Genomic DNA, 16,973 nt, shown 5'->3' on the forward strand with positions numbered 1-16,973 from the left:
AACCTCTTTTGTGATGGCTTAAACTAACTACCATTCACTTTATATTCGTAATAATCACTCAAATAGCTCCCTTCCATATACAAAATAGCCTCATTATTTTTGTTATAGTCCACACGGCGGCGAGATAACACCGGTATTTTCTCATCAATATTCAATAATGCCATTTCTTGTGGGGAGGGAATAACAGCAGACAATTTCTCTGTATAACGGTTAGAGTTTAGCCCTTGAGTCTCTAAAAATAGATAAATAGAATCTTCTAAATCGTTTTCACTGACACTTTCAATGCAAGGTGGAAAGTAGAAGCAGTTATATTGAATGGGTAACTTCCCCTTCGTAATCACACGCTCTACACGAGTCAACATAGTGCCTTTTGGCAGTTTCATGATCTCACAAATTTCATCTCTAGGAACCATTTTTGTAATTGAAATGATTTTCCTTTTTACGCGTTCTGTTGACGCCCCTAAAACTTGAGTATGAATGGTCGCATAGGCTTTTTTAGAATTACGAATAACTAACGTACCCACACCACGAGAGCGTTTCACGTACCCTTCTTTCTCTAATTCTGATAACGCACGTCTTGCTGTAATACGGCTAATACCAAACATTTCCTGAAACTCAGCCTCGGTCGGAAATGTGTCATTTTTCCGATATTCACCTTTGTTGAGCTTCTCCACTAATATGTCATAAACTTGTGCATATAACGGTTTTGAATGCGTGCTGTAATCTAATTGTTTTTTCATATAACCATAATCACCATTACCCGGTTGTACTTCCTTCACCGGGTAATGGCTCTTGTTTATTTTAATCTCATTTCCAGAGCCACCCGGTACATAAGCTCATTATGGTTTTCAACAGGGAAATTATCAATAATGAAAGTCATCAGCTGTTCTGGCGTCATTCCATGAGATAATTGATTGATAAAACGTGTTTTTATCTCATCTAATTGACGTGTTTCAATATATTGTAATAATGACATCGCCCCATATTTAACATCCAGAGAAAGCGAGTATTGGTCAAATTGCGTTTTTGCCGCTCCCGCCTGCTGATGCTCATTTTCTATTTGTTCAATAGTAACGGATTGATCTTTAGATAAGCCATAACGTGCATACAGTTCAGCAGGTGCATCACTTTCAATCATCATTAAACGCAGATTTTCTAGCATCCGTAATTCCGTTGCCATATCGACAACCGGTGATGTTTGTGATGGATCTTGTTTTACATTGTATAAACGATGACCAAATCTATCTGAATCCGTAGTCATCACACTAGTAGCCGGTATTTTTAAAACCGCGCAGCCTTGAGTAAAATCAAACCCGTCATGCAATTGAGTACCTTGCAACTCTTTAGGCGTGAAACGACGATTAATACGAGTTGGCATTAATGTGTAGTCATACAACCCTTGGGTTCCCTGTACCACTGGAGAGCGCATATAGACATACTCACCATCCGTAATGTTAATTTGGCAACCATGATAACCAAATAAGGCATACTCACGGACAGGCTCATCTGTGGCTAACCCGGCTAATAAGCTCTTACCCTGCATATTTTTAGGGATTGGCGCATTAAAGTAATCAAGTAATGTCGCTGGTATATCTATGGTTTGAGCCAACATTTGGCGTGACTCATTTGCAGCATTAATTTGAGGATAGCAAATAAAGAATGGTGTGTTGGCTATCTCATTATACAACGGCATAATGTTTTTCCCCCACCAATCGTGTTCACCGAGTAAGAAGCCATGGTCTGTATTCACAATCAACAGAGTGTCTTCCCACAAGTTATATTTATCAAATATATCTAAAACTTGACCAACATAGGCATCGACCATTGTCACTAGTGCTTGATAAAATCCACGGATGACTTTTTGCTGAGCTTCACTTTCTGTCACCATATAATATGGAGGCCAGCCGTCAAAATCCGTATTTGATAACCCATACAGTTTTAAATATTTCTCAGGAACATAAAACGGCTCATGAGGATCGAAACACTCTAGCTGCAAAAACCAATTGTCATCTTTCTGATTGGTCTCTATAAACTCAATCCCATGATTTATGGTTTTGACCAAAGGATGATCTTTCTCATCTTGCATATACTGCTGATTGATCAAGTGCTGTGTACGACTGGCAATTTTGCGTTGTTTATTTTCTTCGGGCTCACCAGATTCATAGTGAACAACGGGCTTATTGACTACGCCTTTCCAATTATCCCCCTCTTGCCCACGAATAAATTCGTAGGTTGAAAAACGAGAGTGATAAGTTGCCCCGCCATCACGCCAATAATGCTTGTGATCCGTCACTAAGTGGGTATGAATGCCTTGTTTTTTTAGTATTTCAGGCATCGACTCGTCAAAAGGTTCAACAGGCCCCCAGCTACGATGAAGAAAGTTGTATCTCCCTGTATGTAATTCTCTTCTCGCTGGCATGCAAGGCATACTACCAACATAAAAGTTATCAAACTTCAGTGAGCGTTTACGCAAACGCTCAAAGTTAGGTGTAATTGTTGTTTTACAGCCATAAGCCGACAACATATGTTTATTCAATGAATCAAACATTAACATTACAGCTTTCATCATTAATTCCTTTTTACTGGTATTTTCTAATTCGTCCAACAAAATAAGTCAGTATAAATGCGATACTTGCTCCCACTAACCAACTAAAAATGTATTGAAGATATTTTCCATCCGCAATCAGCGGTAATGCCGATAACCCTGCTGCACCGACACCATTTGCCGTGACATCTAATAAGACGATCATCATCCCCCCAAATCCTGCACCTATTGAACCGGTAATAAATGCAAAGCCTGCTGGGATGTTTACACCGAAGATAGTTGGCTCCCCTACCGCTAAAATACTCGTTGGAATAGCCCCTTTCGCAACCCGTTTCATCACCGGATCTTTGGTTAGCAATAAAACAGCAATTGCAGCTCCCACCATGCCAGAGTTACTCATTATTTGGATCGCAAATAATTGTGAGCTTCCTGTTGCTTGGATTAATTCAAGATGGATAGGTATGAGTCCTTGGTGTAAACCAAGTGAAATTAAGAACGGGAACAAAGACGATAGAATGAAGCCAGCCGCTAAACCGCCATGCTCTAAAATACCCGATAAAGAGCCTAAAATACCATTAGAAACAACCCCTGCCACAGGCATAATGCCGAATAACAAAAATGCAGCCATAATGATGATAGTTAAAGTTGGTGTTGCAATCACATCGATCATACTTGGAATATAGCGACGTAATCTCTTTTCTAGCCAGCAACTTACCCAAACCGCAAAAATAACCCCGATTAGCCCGCCCTGTCCCGGCGTTAATCCTAAAATAGCAACTTGAGGTGCAATCGTTATTGCCCCTAAAATCCCCCCAAGGATTTCGGTTCCTTTAAACTCTTTAGCGGCAAAAATCCCCGTAAACACTGCCAATAAGCTGAATAAACCGTTAGCGATAACCCCCATAATGGTACTAATTTCTAACAACCCTTTTTGTTGCAAAATAACTTGGGCTGCCGACATATTTGCAGTCGCTTGAATTCCCTGAGTCAGCGCCTCTGCATGTGCAGAGTTAACAATAATATTGTTGATCCCCATTAATGTACCTGCGGCAATTAAACCGGGTAATAACGGGACAAAAATATTCGCAATACTTCTTAGCACCGCTTTAACGGGTGTCTTTTTCTTCGCCTTATTTCTGGCGATTTCTGCTTTAGCGAGGACATCACTTTCTGGTTGTTTATCCGTTAAGCCTGAGCCTTCAATTTCGTGATTTGCGAGTAACTGATTAATCGCGTCAGCAATATTGTTACATTTTCCAGGGCCTACAATCACTTGTAATGTTTCATCACTCACAACGCCCAGTACACCAGGTAGTGCTTTTAAACTCGCAACATCAGCCTTTTCTTCATCTTTTAATGTCATTCTCACGCGTGTCATACAGTTTGTGACATGAATAAAATTTTCAGAACCGCCTGATAATTCTATAATTTTTTTTGATATTTTATCGAGATCCATAGAGCCTCTCTTAGGGCATAATTAGGTAAAATGCTTTGTTATATTGTTATAACATTTAGATTAATATATCATCAAAAATAGAAAGCCCACACTTACATTATTGTTTTGTGATTTTCTTCTCACTTTTTATTTTGTCGAAATATGAGTAAAGGTTGAAAACGCCGATGACTATACAAAAAGAAAACTGGAAAACACTTGGAAATACACCGGATTATCGATTTTCTCTTGCTAACGAGAGAACATTCTTAGCGTGGATTCGAACAGCTTTGGCATTTTTAGCGGGAGCAATTGCTATTGAGCAATTGTTTCAGTCTATTGAATTTCCATGGATCAAATTGACCTTAACACTTCTACTCGCTTCATCCAGTGGGGTTATTGCAATCATGGCATTGTATCGTTGGAAGCAAAATGAAATTGCTATGCGCCAAGATAAACCGCTTCAGTACACATCGTTTTTGATCTTAATATCCTTACTTGTCACAGCTGCTACTGCTATCGCACTTCTACATCTTTTACTGTAAAAACACCATGCGAGATCCCGGATTACAGCCAGAGAGAACACAACAAGCTTGGAGCCGAACACTACTCGTTTTAGCTCTAAATATATTGCTGTTCCTTCGTTCAGGTTTACTTAATCACTCATTGCCAATGTTGATAGGGACTTTGGCGGGAGCGTTATTATTTTTAATGATTTGCTATAAAAGGCATACGAGCCCTAATTACCCCCAAAAAGGGTTAAAAATAAACAATTATTTCTTTCTGATTTTTACCTCTCTAATACTCTTTTTCATGTCTCTTATGCTAATTTTTAAGATTTTATCAACTTAATTATGAATTTTAACGCCAAGTTATCTTTGTATAGGTTGCTCATATTTTCGAGTTTCCCTGAATTTTTTACACTACACACTCGGATTATCGTACAATCCCTGATTATTTTTATAGGAATGAAGGGGAATAACGGGTGGATAAACGTTTTCTTCAATCAAATAAAGAAGCACGCTGGTCATTTTATTTGACTATCGCCTATCTCATTGGCTGGGTTATTAGTGCCTACCTCCCAGACAATACACGTGGAATTACAGGGCTACCATTGTGGTTTGAATGGTCTTGTCTCGTCTTACCCATCATTTTTATTTTGCTCTGCATTATGATGGTTAAACTGATTTTTAAAGACATCTCTCTGGAGGAGAATGATGCAGATTGAAGTTCTCCTACCACTCGTCGGCTACCTAGCTCTCGTCTTTTTGCTATCCATTTATGCATATAAAAAACGAACAAAAGGCGAATTCTTAAATGAGTACTTTTTAGGTAATCGTTCGATGGGTGGTTTTGTTCTTGCGATGACCATCACGGCGACTTATATCAGTGCGAGTTCATTTATTGGTGGGCCAGGTGCTGCCTATAAATATGGCCTAGGTTGGGTGCTATTGGCGATGATCCAGCTACCTGCGATTTGGCTTTCCCTTGGCGTGCTCGGTAAAAAATTTGCTATTTTGGCACGTCGCTATAATGCCGTTACACTTAACGATATGCTGTATGCGCGCTACCAAAGCCGGTTTTTAGTGTGGTTCGCCAGTGTAAGCCTGCTCATTGCCTTTTTTGGCGCCATGACGGTGCAATTTATTGGTGGGGCGCGCCTATTAGAAACCGCAGCAGGTATTCCATATACTTATGGGTTAATAATTTTTGGGGTATCCATCGCACTCTACACCGCAATTGGCGGGTTTAGAGCCAGTGTCCTAAATGATGCGCTGCAAGGGCTTGTAATGCTTTTAGGTACGGTGATCCTATTAGTCGCGATAATTTATCATGCAGGTGGTTTACCTGCCGCGATAGAAAAAATGCATAGCATAGACCCCAAATTGGTATCGCCTGAAGGTGCAGATGACATTTTAAGCGGGCCATTTTTAGCTTCGTTTTGGGTTTTGGTCTGTTTTGGGGTGATTGGTTTACCTCACACCGCGGTACGTTGTATCTCATATAAAGACAGTAAAGCGGTTCACCGCGGAATTATCTTAGGAACGATTGTCATGGCCATGCTGATGTTTGGCATGCACTTTGCGGGGGCACTCGGTCGCGCAATTTTACCTGACCTGACGATCCCAGACCAAGTGATCCCAACGTTGATGGTTCAAGTGCTACCACCTTTCGCAGCAGGGATTTTCCTAGCGGCACCAATGGCTGCGATCATGTCGACGATCAACGCACAACTACTGCAATCTTCAGCAACCATCGTAAAAGATATCTATCTGAATACCGTGCCAACACAAATCAAAAATGAAAAGCGTCTTGCGCGGATCTCTAGCCTTTCCACTTTGGTCTTAGGTGCATTGCTTTTAGTTGCAGCATGGAACCCGCCTCAGATGATTATCTGGCTCAATTTACTGGCTTTTGGGGGGTTAGAAGCTGTTTTCTTGTGGCCATTAGTCCTCGGGCTATATTGGGAAAAAGCCAATGGAACAGGCGCTATCAGTGGGATGGTCGTCGGAGGCGTCAGTTATGCCATACTGGCTAGCTTTAAAATTGAGATCATGGGCTTCCATGCCATCGTCCCCTCACTATTTTTTAGCCTTGTGGCTTTCTTAGTGGGTAACCTTTTCGGTAAAAATCCCGTACAATCGACGCCAATTGAGCAGGTAACTAGAACGCACTAACGCCTATTATAGGCAAGTGATTTTGCTTTACCTGATATAAACGAATAAATAGAGAAAAAATAATGCCTTGGATCCAAATTAAAATTAACTCCACTGCTCAACAGGCAGAAGCGCTTGGCGATGAACTGATAGAAACAGGGGCGGTATCCGTCACTTTTCAAGACAGCCACGACACGCCCGTTTTTGAGCCGCTCCCGGGGGAAACCCGCCTTTGGGGTGATACCGACGTCATTGGCCTATATGACGCAGAAACCGACATGAAACTTGTCGTTGCTCAACTGGAAAATAGCCCTCTATTGAGTGCAGGTTTTATCCATAAAATCGAACAATTAGAAGACAAAGATTGGGAAAGAGAATGGATGGATAATTTTCATCCAATGCGCTTTGGGAAACGTTTGTGGATCTGCCCAAGTTGGCGCGATGTGCCTGACCCGACCGCAGTCAATGTCATGTTAGATCCTGGCCTCGCTTTTGGTACTGGTACGCATCCAACGACGTCATTATGTCTTCAATGGTTAGACGGTCTTGATCTCGAAGGTAAAACCGTGATCGACTTTGGCTGTGGATCTGGAATTTTAGCGATCGCAGCCTTAAAATTAGGTGCCGCTCACGCGATTGGCATTGACATCGATCCTCAAGCTATCACGGCAAGCCGCGATAATGCGCAGCGTAACGGTGTTTCAGAGCGCTTATCCCTATACCTACCGCAAGACCAGCCTAATGACTTACAAGCTGATGTCGTGGTTGCTAACATCCTTGCTGGCCCATTGCGTGAGCTCTCTCCTATGATTAGCGTGCTACCCCGTCCGGGTGGGCTATTAGGACTTTCTGGCGTACTCGCCACTCAAGCAGAAGGAGTCGCTGATGCTTATCGTTCCACTTTTGAAATCGACCCTGTTGCTGAAAAAGAAGAGTGGTGCCGGATTACGGGTGTCAAGCATTTTTAGTGAGATTTTTATTAAAATTAGAGAATAATTTCTTTGAAAACAACGCCAGAATAGATTATCTTATAGCTCAAATATTGCTCAATAGCTGGTGATAATCTGTTCTGCACGAGATTTGAACAGCACAACAGTTATTTTAATAAATCGTTATAAGACTTACTTAACCATTTGTTAAATATAGCTAATTTCATAATTGCAAAGATGCAAGATAAAAAAATTAGTGATAAATAACCGTTTGCTCAAAGTTTGTCCTTTCATATCTCGTAAAAAATGCGTAATATACGCGCCCTTGCAGTCACAGTATGGCCCCCATTTAGTTATGCGAATCGGACAATATCAGCTGAGAAACTGTCTTATTGCTGCCCCCATGGCAGGCATTACAGATAAGCCCTTTAGGTCGCTCTGTTATGACATGGGTGCTGGGATGACAGTATCAGAGATGCTTTCTTCTAATCCTCAAGTTTGGAAGACCGACAAATCTAGACTCAGAATGGTTCATCGCGATGAACTTGGGGTTCGTTCTGTGCAAATAGCTGGCAATGATCCCGATGAAATGGCTGCCGCGGCTCAAATTAACGTTGAGAGTGGCGCTCAAATCATCGATATCAACATGGGCTGTCCAGCTAAAAAAGTGAATCGTAAGCTTGCAGGCTCTGCACTGCTACGCTACCCAGAAATCGTGAAATCGATTCTTGAAGGTGTCGTCAAAGCAGTGGATGTGCCTGTTACCCTTAAGATCCGCACAGGTTGGTCACCCGAAGAGCGAAACTGCATAGAGATTGCCAAATTGGCCGAAGATTGCGGCATTCAAGCTCTCACCATTCACGGCAGAACTAGAGCCTGTCTATTTAATGGGGAAGCTGAATACGACAACATTCGGGCAGTTAAGCAGACTGTTACCATTCCGGTTATTGCCAATGGCGACATTACTGACCCGCGAAAAGCCAGAGCTGTTTTAGACTACACAGGGGCGGATGCCTTGATGGTAGGCAGAGCGGCTCAGGGAAGACCCTGGATCTTCCGGGAAATCCAGCATTATCTGGACACAGGTGAAATATTACCACCAATGCCAATGGCAGAGGTTCAACGTATTATGCTAGCGCATGTACAGGAATTGCATGACTTTTATGGTCAAGGCAAAGGAGCCCGTATAGCGCGCAAACATGTTTCTTGGTACTTAAAAGAACATGCACCTGATGACCAGTTTCGGCGCTCATTCAACACCATTGAGGATGCCAGCGAACAGCTGGAGGTGTTGGAGGCATTTTTTGAAAATTTTTGCGTAAATAAAGATAAGAGCTGACAGAACTATGTTCGAACAACGCGTAAATTCTGACGTACTAACCGTTGCTACTGTAAATTCACAAGATCAAGTAACTCAAAAACCGTTACGTGACTCAGTTAAGCAAGCACTGAAGAACTATTTTGCTCAATTAAATAACCAAGATGTTAATGATTTATATGAGCTGGTATTGGCTGAAGTAGAACAGCCTTTGTTGGACATGGTTATGCAATATACCCGTGGAAACCAGACCCGTGCAGCCCTGATGATGGGTATCAACCGCGGTACTCTGCGTAAGAAACTGAAAAAATACGGCATGAACTAATCCTAGTCGGTTAATGCCGTGTTTTTGTGGGCCCTCACTGTGATGCAGTGAGGGCTTTTTGTTTGTAAAAATAATGGCGGGTTGCCAAGATAATGTGTTAAACCGTTTGTGGCGATAAATTAAACTGCTGGACCGCTTGCTGTAATTCTTGCGTTTGCTCCGCTAATGAACTGGCCGCTGTAGCTACTTGCTCAACTAAAGCTGCATTTTGCTGCGTAACACCGTCCATTTGTGTAATTGCGACCCCAACTTGGGCTATCCCTTTGCTCTGCTCTTCTGATGCTACCGTGATTTGTGCCATAATTGCAGTCACTTCATTAACTCCCTGTAAAATATGCTCCATCGTTTTCCCCATCTCATTCACCAGACCCGTTCCTTTTTGTACGCAAGTCCCTGAATCTGCGATAAGCCGTTCAATTTCCATCGCCGCTTCCGCACTGTGACTTGCTAACTTACGAACTTCCGCAGCAACCACCATAAAGCCGCGTCCATGCACACCCGCACGAGCGGCTTCGATGGAAGCATTGAGCGCCAAGATATTAGTTTGAAAACTAATATCGTTAATCATGTTGATGATATCAGCGATTTTCTGTGAGCTTTGGGAGATTTCAGTCATCGTAACGACAACAGAATCAACAATACGATTCCCTTTATTAGCCGCCACAAACGCTTCGCTGACAAGCTGATTGGCTTGAAGTGTATTTTCCATATTCAACTGAACTGCAGCTGTAATTTCTTCCATGCTCGCCGCTGTCTCTTCTAAAGCAGCCGCCTGTTCTTCTGTTCGTGATGAAAGATCGCTATTACCATTTGAAATCTCATTCGCGCCTTGATAAATGTTTTCACTTCCTTGCCGGATTGAATTGACCGATTCACTTAAGTCTTTTCTCATCCCTTCAAGTATTGGAAACAATTTTCCTACACAACTATTTCCAAATGGCTGTACAGGATGGCTTAAATCGCCTTTGGCGATATCGACAAAATGCTGCCTTAATAAGCCTAGTGGTTTTTGCATCATCTCTGCCATATAGCGATCCGTAAAAATGAGCATGAAGATCCCTAATATTGCCGTGATGATCATGACCACTCGTGTAATATCCATCACATCATCAACATGATTTCGAGCTTGGCTAATCAACCCTTCTGCAGTTTGGTTGAATTTTTGAATGGATGCACCAAACGTTCGGCTCAATACGGGAGTGACATTATGAGCGTGAGATAAATATTTATTGATATCACTTTCCATACTCAGGGCTAATTGCGGTTTTACCCCATCATCAAGTAGTGCTTGCCAGCTATTAATGACCTGCTCTGCTATTTCAGGCGTCATTGGCCCAGGGGAAATCAATTTCATCTGCTCTAAATATTTTTCCATATTGGACATCGCCTCATGGACTGGACCATAGTCCACCGTTTTCCCTTCACTTTGGCTTTCCATTACTCGGGTTAACCGAGTGACAAAACGAAAATATTGATCATTTCCCTGACTGATCACCGTCATTTGCTGCACTAATTGTCTATCGATGTCATTTCCATCTGCGATACGTGATAGTGACCAACCACTGTATACATTCGTTCCCCCTAAGATCAGACACAAAATACTTAATAATATGAAGACCACAGTGCGGATTGAGTAATTTCGAAGTTTCTGCATAGAATTTCTCTTTCGGTGGGATAATATGAGGATATTTAACTTTATCGGCACTATAGAGAAATATTTTAACCACTGTATTTGCTTGGTTTTCACTCAAAATAAGTAAAAACACTTACATTTCAAAAGGGTTACTATTTGATCCTGGAAATCAGAGAATAGTAAAAATTTGAAATTAATATGAGGAATTTGAAGTAGATCGCTAAATGCAAACATCCAACCTGAATAAGTGAACTAATGAAAAACATTTTTCCCGTTGGAAACAGTATGGTTAATGTACAAATATGGTCAAAGTACAAACATGGTTAAAGTGCAAATTTGGCTATTCGTTGGATAGGAAAAAAGGTACAGCGGATCCTCACTGTACCTTTGCAGTTACTTTACAGCCTATGTTTTGAAAAATTAACGGTATATCGGTAACAAATTAAACTGCGCTAACAATTGGCAAATAATGCCGACGACGCCAAAGGCGATAACGGCATAAATTAACCCTTTTCCGCCCCACACTTTAAATCTAGAATCAGGAAAGCGCTCTCTTACTTTTAATGCCATAACGGCAGGGCAAATAATCGCCCAGATACATGCAGCCATACCTGCATAAGCAATCGCAATAAGAAAACCATTTGGGAATAACATGCAAAGAATAAGAGGAGGTAAAAAACATAATAATGCCGATTTCATTCTTCCTGATGGGTTATCTTTAAAATTCAGTGAAGCAAGAATGTAATCAAATAACCCAATTGCGACACCTAAGAACGAACAAAATACAGCACTAATAGAGAACCACAGTAAGAATGTCGCAATATTTTTACTATTCAATACTGATCTGATTTAATGGCACCGCACACTTTTGTGAAGGATAATTAGTCCAACAACAAAGGTGTGAAAATGACCCAACGAAGAAAACCTAGAAAATATACTGATGAGTTCAGAGAAGAAGCTGTAAAGCTAGTCACTGAACAAGGTTACAGTGTTACTGAAGCAGCCAAATCATTAGGCATAACAACTAAGCTGCTTTACAACTGGAAAGACAAACTAGCCAAGCAAACTTCAGGCGAAGCATTAAGCAAAGATGAGAGAGCTGAACTGGTTAAGCTCAGAAAAGAGAATAAACGCTTACAGATGGAGCGTGAGATCTTAAAAAAGGCGAGTGCCTTCTTTGCGAAAGAAATGAAATAAAGTTCGAATATATTAAAGAGCAGCAATGGCGCTTTCCAATTAGCGTTTTGTGCGAGGTTCTAGAAGTGAGTCGGTCAGCCTATTACGCATGGCTGAGGCGACCAGCCAAGATTATTAGTGTTGAAGAGTTAATGCTTTATCGTCGCATGAAGAGGTTATTTGATGATAGCCGCAGTAGTGCTGGTGCCAGAACCTTAATGAAGTTGCTACGCAAAGAAGGCTTTAAAATTGGTATTTGTCGGGTTAAGAGCTTGATGAAAAAGCTCGGTTTAGTCGTTAAACAGCGAGTGGCTTATAAAGTGACGACTATGCGCAAACATAGCCATGCGGTTGCTGATAACTTATTGAAGCGCCAATTCAATCCAGCCAGAGCAAATCAGGCGTGGGCGGGTGATATCACCTATCTAAGAACGCATCAAGGCTGGATGTACCTAGCTGTTGTGATGGATTTGCATTCTCGCCGTATTATTGGCTGGGCGTTGAGTAAACGCATGACGGTTGATTTAACCATGAGAGCGATGCAAATGGCTATCAACCTGCGTCAACCCAAAGCAGGCTTGATCTTCCATAGCGACAGAGGCTCACAATACACCAGTAAGCGTTTTCAATCATTGCTATGGAGCAATCGAATTACGCCATCAATGAGTGGTTGTGGAGCATGTTTAGATAATGCTGTGGTTGAAAGGTTTTTCGGCAGCTTGAAAAATGAATGGCTATTAAATGTTTACCATTTAACCAGAGAAAGCATGAAAACTGATGTAGAGAAATACATCAAATACTACAACTCAGTTCGGCTTCATACTTCATTAAATGATATGTCGCCAATTGAGTTTGAAAGTGTAAGGAAAAAGTGTGCGGCCTAGCTTGACCAGATCATACTGCATATAGTGATTCAATAAATGCATCTAAATTACCGCCTTTATTGATAATGGTTAAAAACTCTGCCCGCGGTAAATTTCCCATTGTGATCTGATTTAATGGCACCGCACACTTTTGTGAAGGATAATTAGTCCAACAACAAAGGTGTGAAAATGACCCAACGAAGAAAACCTAGAAAATATACTGATGAGTTCAGAGAAGAAGCTGTAAAGCTAGTCACTGAACAAGGTTACAGTGTTACTGAAGCAGCCAAATCATTAGGCATAACAACTAAGCTGCTTTACAACTGGAAAGACAAACTAGCCAAGCAAACTTCAGGCGAAGCATTAAGCAAAGATGAGAGAGCTGAACTGGTTAAGCTCAGAAAAGAGAATAAACGCTTACAGATGGAGCGTGAGATCTTAAAAAAGGCGAGTGCCTTCTTTGCGAAAGAAATGAAATAAAGTTCGAATATATTAAAGAGCAGCAATGGCGCTTTCCAATTAGCGTTTTGTGCGAGGTTCTAGAAGTGAGTCGGTCAGCCTATTACGCATGGCTGAGGCGACCAGCCAAGATTATTAGTGTTGAAGAGTTAATGCTTTATCGTCGCATGAAGAGGTTATTTGATGATAGCCGCAGTAGTGCTGGTGCCAGAACCTTAATGAAGTTGCTACGCAAAGAAGGCTTTAAAATTGGTATTTGTCGGGTTAAGAGCTTGATGAAAAAGCTCGGTTTAGTCGTTAAACAGCGAGTGGCTTATAAAGTGACGACTATGCGCAAACATAGCCATGCGGTTGCTGATAACTTATTGAAGCGCCAATTCAATCCAGCCAGAGCAAATCAGGCGTGGGCGGGTGATATCACCTATCTAAGAACGCATCAAGGCTGGATGTACCTAGCTGTTGTGATGGATTTGCATTCTCGCCGTATTATTGGCTGGGCGTTGAGTAAACGCATGACGGTTGATTTAACCATGAGAGCGATGCAAATGGCTATCAACCTGCGTCAACCCAAAGCAGGCTTGATCTTCCATAGCGACAGAGGCTCACAATACACCAGTAAGCGTTTTCAATCATTGCTATGGAGCAATCGAATTACGCCATCAATGAGTGGTTGTGGAGCATGTTTAGATAATGCTGTGGTTGAAAGGTTTTTCGGCAGCTTGAAAAATGAATGGCTATTAAATGTTTACCATTTAACCAGAGAAAGCATGAAAACTGATGTAGAGAAATACATCAAATACTACAACTCAGTTCGGCTTCATACTTCATTAAATGATATGTCGCCAATTGAGTTTGAAAGTGTAAGGAAAAAGTGTGCGGCCTAGCTTGACCAGATCATTGTTCCCATGATCCAAAGAAAATAAAGAACCAATGCCAATACACAACCGATAACACAGCTCTTAACAACCTTTCTTTCATTCTCATGATAAAGCTTATACAAGCTACAAACATTTCCATGATAACCAAAAGAAGTAATTGCATAAGGGATAATAATAAAGACAAAAGGTAGCAATGCTGTTTGTCCACCTTCAACGGGTGAAGTTAATAACAAATCTGTTTTTACAATAAAAAACAAACCGGAGAAAGCCAAAATAAATAACACTATTTTAATAAATAAAAATAATGATGTTAAACGACTGGCTCCAACACCGCTCCACCAGATACTTGCACCTAGAATTAATGTAAAGATAATAAAAATCAATCTTAAGTTAATATTGTATCCATAAATAGCAGCAGCTTCTTTAATAACTGAACCTGCTGCTGATATATAGGCATATATTAATATATAAAGGACAAATATTAATGCTATATTGGCAATGTAGCATGCCCATTTTGGTAATAATTCTTTAGAGATAAAAAAGTAATTCGTTCCTGCTCCATATTTTGATATACATTCTAAAATATAGATCCCCGAATGAAACATAAAAAAGCAAACAACTAACAAGATAACTACAGAGTTAATAAACCAAGCTCCAGCCATAATAGTAGGCAAGCTAAACATTCCCGCCCCGATCATGGCACCGCCTAGCACAAAACCCCCTACCATTATGGAGGGTTCTTTCTTGGCTGCCGAATTATTCATGGTGTTTACCCTAAGAATAAGGATGGGGTTCCCGCATTGCACGGGAACCATAAGAGCGACCTATTATTTAATTGGTTTTAATCTCGCAGTAAAGTGTCTTAATACTGGCGGCTCATATTCGAAATCCAGTCCTTTTAAGGTTGCAAATTTATCTTTTAAGCCAATCAGAGCATCTGCAATGTAATCCATATGGTCATTAGTATAAACCCGTCTCGCAATAGTTAACCGCATGAACTCCATATCTGCATGTTTTTGTTTACCCGTTTCAGGATCACGCCCTAATAAGAATGAACCAATTTCAACTGCACGAACACCTGATTCTAGATAAAGTGCGTTAATCACCGCTTGGGCAGGGAATTGATCTCCTGGGATATGTGGAACAAGTTTCTTACAGTCAACAAATACCGCATGCCCGCCTGTAGGATACTGAATTGAAATACCACCTTCACGTAAACGGTCACCTAAATATTTAACTTGGCCGATACGATAATGCAGATATTCTTCTCCAGCCCCTTCTTCAAGCCCCTGTACCATTGCTGCCATATCACGCCCCGCAAGACCACCATAAGTCACGAAACCTTCCATTGGCACGCAACGCTGTCTTGCTAAGGTAAAGATTTTTTCGTCATTTTTAATACTGACTAACCCGCCAATATTTAATAATGGGTCTTTCTTCGCTGACATGGTTAACGCATCAGCATATTTATACATATCAAGAATAATTTCTTTGATAGTAGAATTTTTATATTTAGGATCACGTTCTTTAATAAAATACGCATTTTCACAAAAACGAGCCGAGTCCATGACAACAAAGATATTATGTTGTTTAGCAATTTCATAAACTTCTTTTAGATTAGCCATAGATACTGGCTGGCCGCCCGCACTATTACAAGTCACTGTAGAAACGATAGCCACAACGTTTTCTGCACCATACTTTGCAATATTATCTTTTAATTTTTGGATATCAAAATTGCCTTTGCAATCATCATAAGTATCCGAGTCATAGGCTTTTTCGGTAACAATATTAATTGCCTTACAACCGTTTAATTCAACGTGTGCTGCGGTTGTATCAAAGTGGAAATTAGAAATAAATACCGGTTTTTTAGCACCGCCTTGTTCCTGTTTAACTTTCAACAATACAGGGAACAACATATTTTCAGCACCGCGACCTTGGTGAGCTGGAATGATATAATCATAGTCAAACATCTCTTTCACTTTATCTTTTAAATCATAATAGTTACGAGATCCTGCATATGCTTCATCACCAGTGATCATTGCTGCCCACTGGTGGTCACTCATCGCATTGGTGCCTGAGTCCGTTAATAAATCAATATAAACCGCACTACTTGGTAGTAAAAATGGGTTATATCCCGCTTCTTTTAGCGCTGCTTCGCGTTCTTCTCTTGATGGAATACGGATATTTTCTACCATTTTAATACGGAATGGTTCTACAATTCTTTTAGCCATGATAATACCTTTAATTTTTCATTAAATAATAAACATTAGAGATTTAACCTATAATTAAATAAGTTAAAAAAACTTTAAGGAAAGAAAAAAGAAAGGTTATTTATTTGGAAAGAAGAAGGCTAAGGAAATATCAATATTGAACCATTTCTTCATATAGAAGAAACACCTTAATATAAGTGATTCGTTTAACAAGAACATACTATGACTCCTATCAACGAGGAATTAGTACAACCGACTGCTATTATATATATAACAGTTGTATTACCAAAGTAATCACCATTGTCATAATATTGTACCTATATCACACTATTCTTGACATAGGCCAGAACAACTTGACTCAAATCACAGTATTAATCTCCATATTAAATTAAAAACTTAATATGATGAATTTTCGTTTAATCACGTAAATCAAGATACGCATAAATAACGTAATAAGATAATTAGACAGGTTAATTTCACTTAAATTAATTATAACTTAAGTGAGATGGGTAAAATATTTTTTATTTTACCCATTATTCAAACAATTA

General features: G+C 40.4%; 18 protein-coding genes. 9 read left to right on the plus strand and 9 right to left on the minus strand.

Annotation, left to right across the window (positions count from 1 at the left end; genetic code table 11):
* Positions 1–23: 23 nt before the first annotated feature.
* From M0M83_RS17280 to M0M83_RS17290, 3 genes are read right to left on the minus strand one after another with little or no spacing between them, the layout of a single operon-like run.
* Positions 24–740 carry a GntR family transcriptional regulator gene (locus M0M83_RS17280; RefSeq protein ID WP_248467070.1) on the minus strand — a complete coding sequence of 239 codons (717 nt, stop codon included), beginning with the start codon at positions 738–740 and terminating at the stop codon, positions 24–26.
* Positions 741–796: 56 nt separating this feature from the next.
* Positions 797–2,566, minus strand: coding sequence for a sulfatase (locus M0M83_RS17285; protein ID WP_282561379.1), 1,770 nt, complete (start codon positions 2,564–2,566; stop codon positions 797–799).
* Between the two features lie 13 nt (positions 2,567–2,579).
* On the minus strand, positions 2,580–4,001 hold the full coding sequence (locus M0M83_RS17290) for a PTS transporter subunit EIIC (protein ID WP_248467072.1): 1,422 nt from the start codon (positions 3,999–4,001) through the stop codon (positions 2,580–2,582).
* 164 nt (positions 4,002–4,165) lie between these two features.
* On the opposite strand from M0M83_RS17290, the gene M0M83_RS17295 reads away from it, so the two are divergent.
* The 7 genes from M0M83_RS17295 (at position 4,166) to fis (ending at position 9,206) form a co-directional block, all read left to right on the plus strand.
* Complete coding sequence (locus M0M83_RS17295; RefSeq protein ID WP_125890453.1) at positions 4,166–4,522, plus strand: YidH family protein; 357 nt, start codon at positions 4,166–4,168, stop codon at positions 4,520–4,522.
* Positions 4,523–4,529: 7 nt separating this feature from the next.
* Positions 4,530–4,829 carry a DUF202 domain-containing protein gene (locus M0M83_RS17300; RefSeq protein WP_125890454.1) on the plus strand — a complete coding sequence of 100 codons (300 nt, stop codon included), beginning with the start codon at positions 4,530–4,532 and terminating at the stop codon, positions 4,827–4,829.
* A 133-nt stretch (positions 4,830–4,962) separates the two neighbouring features.
* Entirely contained in the window at positions 4,963–5,205 is a 243-nt protein-coding gene (locus M0M83_RS17305) for a YhdT family protein (protein WP_125890455.1), read from the plus strand.
* Positions 5,195–6,655: a sodium/pantothenate symporter gene (gene panF / locus M0M83_RS17310; protein ID WP_125890720.1), complete on the plus strand. Its 1,461-nt coding sequence runs from the start codon at positions 5,195–5,197 to the stop codon at positions 6,653–6,655. Before M0M83_RS17305 ends, panF begins: the two co-directional genes overlap by 11 nt.
* A 62-nt stretch (positions 6,656–6,717) precedes the next feature.
* Entirely contained in the window at positions 6,718–7,602 is an 885-nt protein-coding gene (gene prmA, locus M0M83_RS17315; RefSeq protein ID WP_248467073.1) for a 50S ribosomal protein L11 methyltransferase, read from the plus strand.
* 316 nt (positions 7,603–7,918) lie between these two features.
* A complete protein-coding gene (gene dusB, locus M0M83_RS17320; RefSeq protein WP_125890457.1) occupies positions 7,919–8,902 on the plus strand; it encodes a tRNA dihydrouridine synthase DusB in 984 nt (327 codons plus the stop codon).
* A 7-nt stretch (positions 8,903–8,909) separates the two neighbouring features.
* Positions 8,910–9,206: a DNA-binding transcriptional regulator Fis gene (gene fis / locus M0M83_RS17325; RefSeq protein WP_004258438.1), complete on the plus strand. Its 297-nt coding sequence runs from the start codon at positions 8,910–8,912 to the stop codon at positions 9,204–9,206.
* 97 nt (positions 9,207–9,303) lie between these two features.
* Here fis and M0M83_RS17330 read toward each other — a convergent pair whose 3' ends face one another.
* The gene (locus tag M0M83_RS17330) at positions 9,304–10,860 is read right to left on the minus strand and encodes a methyl-accepting chemotaxis protein (protein WP_248467074.1); all 1,557 of its coding nucleotides are present in this window, start codon (positions 10,858–10,860) and stop codon (positions 9,304–9,306) included.
* Positions 10,861–11,259: 399 nt separating this feature from the next.
* Complete coding sequence (locus M0M83_RS17335; protein ID WP_248467075.1) at positions 11,260–11,676, minus strand: aromatic amino acid transport family protein; 417 nt, start codon at positions 11,674–11,676, stop codon at positions 11,260–11,262.
* 69 nt (positions 11,677–11,745) lie between these two features.
* Between M0M83_RS17335 and M0M83_RS17340 the strand changes: the two genes are divergently transcribed.
* A protein-coding gene (locus M0M83_RS17340) for an IS3 family transposase (protein ID WP_102140835.1) occupies positions 11,746–12,899 on the plus strand; the annotation gives its coding sequence in 2 pieces (ribosomal slippage) (positions 11,746–11,992 and positions 11,992–12,899; 1,155 coding nt in all).
* 10 nt (positions 12,900–12,909) lie between these two features.
* On the opposite strand, the gene M0M83_RS22030 is transcribed toward M0M83_RS17340, so the two are convergent.
* On the minus strand, positions 12,910–12,999 hold the full coding sequence (locus M0M83_RS22030) for a hypothetical protein (protein ID WP_423811144.1): 90 nt from the start codon (positions 12,997–12,999) through the stop codon (positions 12,910–12,912).
* A 68-nt stretch (positions 13,000–13,067) separates the two neighbouring features.
* On the opposite strand from M0M83_RS22030, the gene M0M83_RS17345 reads away from it, so the two are divergent.
* Positions 13,068–14,221, plus strand: a protein-coding gene (locus tag M0M83_RS17345) for an IS3 family transposase (protein ID WP_102140835.1) whose coding sequence is annotated in 2 segments (ribosomal slippage) — positions 13,068–13,314 and positions 13,314–14,221 — 1,155 coding nt in all. Because the reading frame shifts where the segments join, the coding sequence is not laid out codon by codon here.
* On the opposite strand, the gene M0M83_RS17350 is transcribed toward M0M83_RS17345, so the two are convergent.
* From M0M83_RS17350 to tnaC, 3 genes are all read right to left on the minus strand, one after another.
* Positions 14,218–14,979, minus strand: coding sequence for an aromatic amino acid transport family protein (locus tag M0M83_RS17350; protein WP_248467076.1), 762 nt, complete (start codon positions 14,977–14,979; stop codon positions 14,218–14,220). The two genes, M0M83_RS17345 and M0M83_RS17350, sit on opposite strands and share 4 nt — an antisense overlap.
* 63 nt (positions 14,980–15,042) lie before the next feature.
* On the minus strand, positions 15,043–16,446 hold the full coding sequence (locus tag M0M83_RS17355; RefSeq protein ID WP_248467078.1) for a tryptophanase: 1,404 nt from the start codon (positions 16,444–16,446) through the stop codon (positions 15,043–15,045).
* Between the two features lie 96 nt (positions 16,447–16,542).
* On the minus strand, positions 16,543–16,644 hold the full coding sequence (tnaC, locus tag M0M83_RS22035; protein ID WP_125890461.1) for a tryptophanase leader peptide: 102 nt from the start codon (positions 16,642–16,644) through the stop codon (positions 16,543–16,545).
* Positions 16,645–16,973: the final 329 nt, after the last annotated feature.

The organism is Providencia rettgeri (assembly GCF_023205015.1).
Classification (GTDB): Bacteria; Pseudomonadota; Gammaproteobacteria; order Enterobacterales; family Enterobacteriaceae; genus Providencia; species Providencia rettgeri_E.

Bases quoted from the DNA above. Each gene is read 5' to 3' on its own strand.
- fis (WP_004258438.1), top strand. From the start codon at position 8,910: ATGTTCGAACAACGCGTAAATTCTGACGTACTAACCGTTGCTACTGTA.
- dusB (WP_125890457.1), top strand. From the start codon at position 7,919: ATGCGAATCGGACAATATCAGCTGAGAAACTGTCTTATTGCTGCCCCC.
- panF (WP_125890720.1), top strand. From the start codon at position 5,195: ATGCAGATTGAAGTTCTCCTACCACTCGTCGGCTACCTAGCTCTCGTC.
- tnaC (WP_125890461.1), bottom strand. From the start codon at position 16,644: ATGTTCTTGTTAAACGAATCACTTATATTAAGGTGTTTCTTCTATATG.
- M0M83_RS17355 (WP_248467078.1), bottom strand. From the start codon at position 16,446: ATGGCTAAAAGAATTGTAGAACCATTCCGTATTAAAATGGTAGAAAAT.
- M0M83_RS17300 (WP_125890454.1), top strand. From the start codon at position 4,530: ATGCGAGATCCCGGATTACAGCCAGAGAGAACACAACAAGCTTGGAGC.
- M0M83_RS17330 (WP_248467074.1), bottom strand. From the start codon at position 10,860: ATGCAGAAACTTCGAAATTACTCAATCCGCACTGTGGTCTTCATATTA.
- M0M83_RS17350 (WP_248467076.1), bottom strand. From the start codon at position 14,979: ATGAATAATTCGGCAGCCAAGAAAGAACCCTCCATAATGGTAGGGGGT.
- M0M83_RS22030 (WP_423811144.1), bottom strand. From the start codon at position 12,999: ATGGGAAATTTACCGCGGGCAGAGTTTTTAACCATTATCAATAAAGGC.
- M0M83_RS17290 (WP_248467072.1), bottom strand. From the start codon at position 4,001: ATGGATCTCGATAAAATATCAAAAAAAATTATAGAATTATCAGGCGGT.
- M0M83_RS17295 (WP_125890453.1), top strand. From the start codon at position 4,166: ATGACTATACAAAAAGAAAACTGGAAAACACTTGGAAATACACCGGAT.
- M0M83_RS17285 (WP_282561379.1), bottom strand. From the start codon at position 2,566: ATGAAAGCTGTAATGTTAATGTTTGATTCATTGAATAAACATATGTTG.
- prmA (WP_248467073.1), top strand. From the start codon at position 6,718: ATGCCTTGGATCCAAATTAAAATTAACTCCACTGCTCAACAGGCAGAA.
- M0M83_RS17280 (WP_248467070.1), bottom strand. From the start codon at position 740: ATGAAAAAACAATTAGATTACAGCACGCATTCAAAACCGTTATATGCA.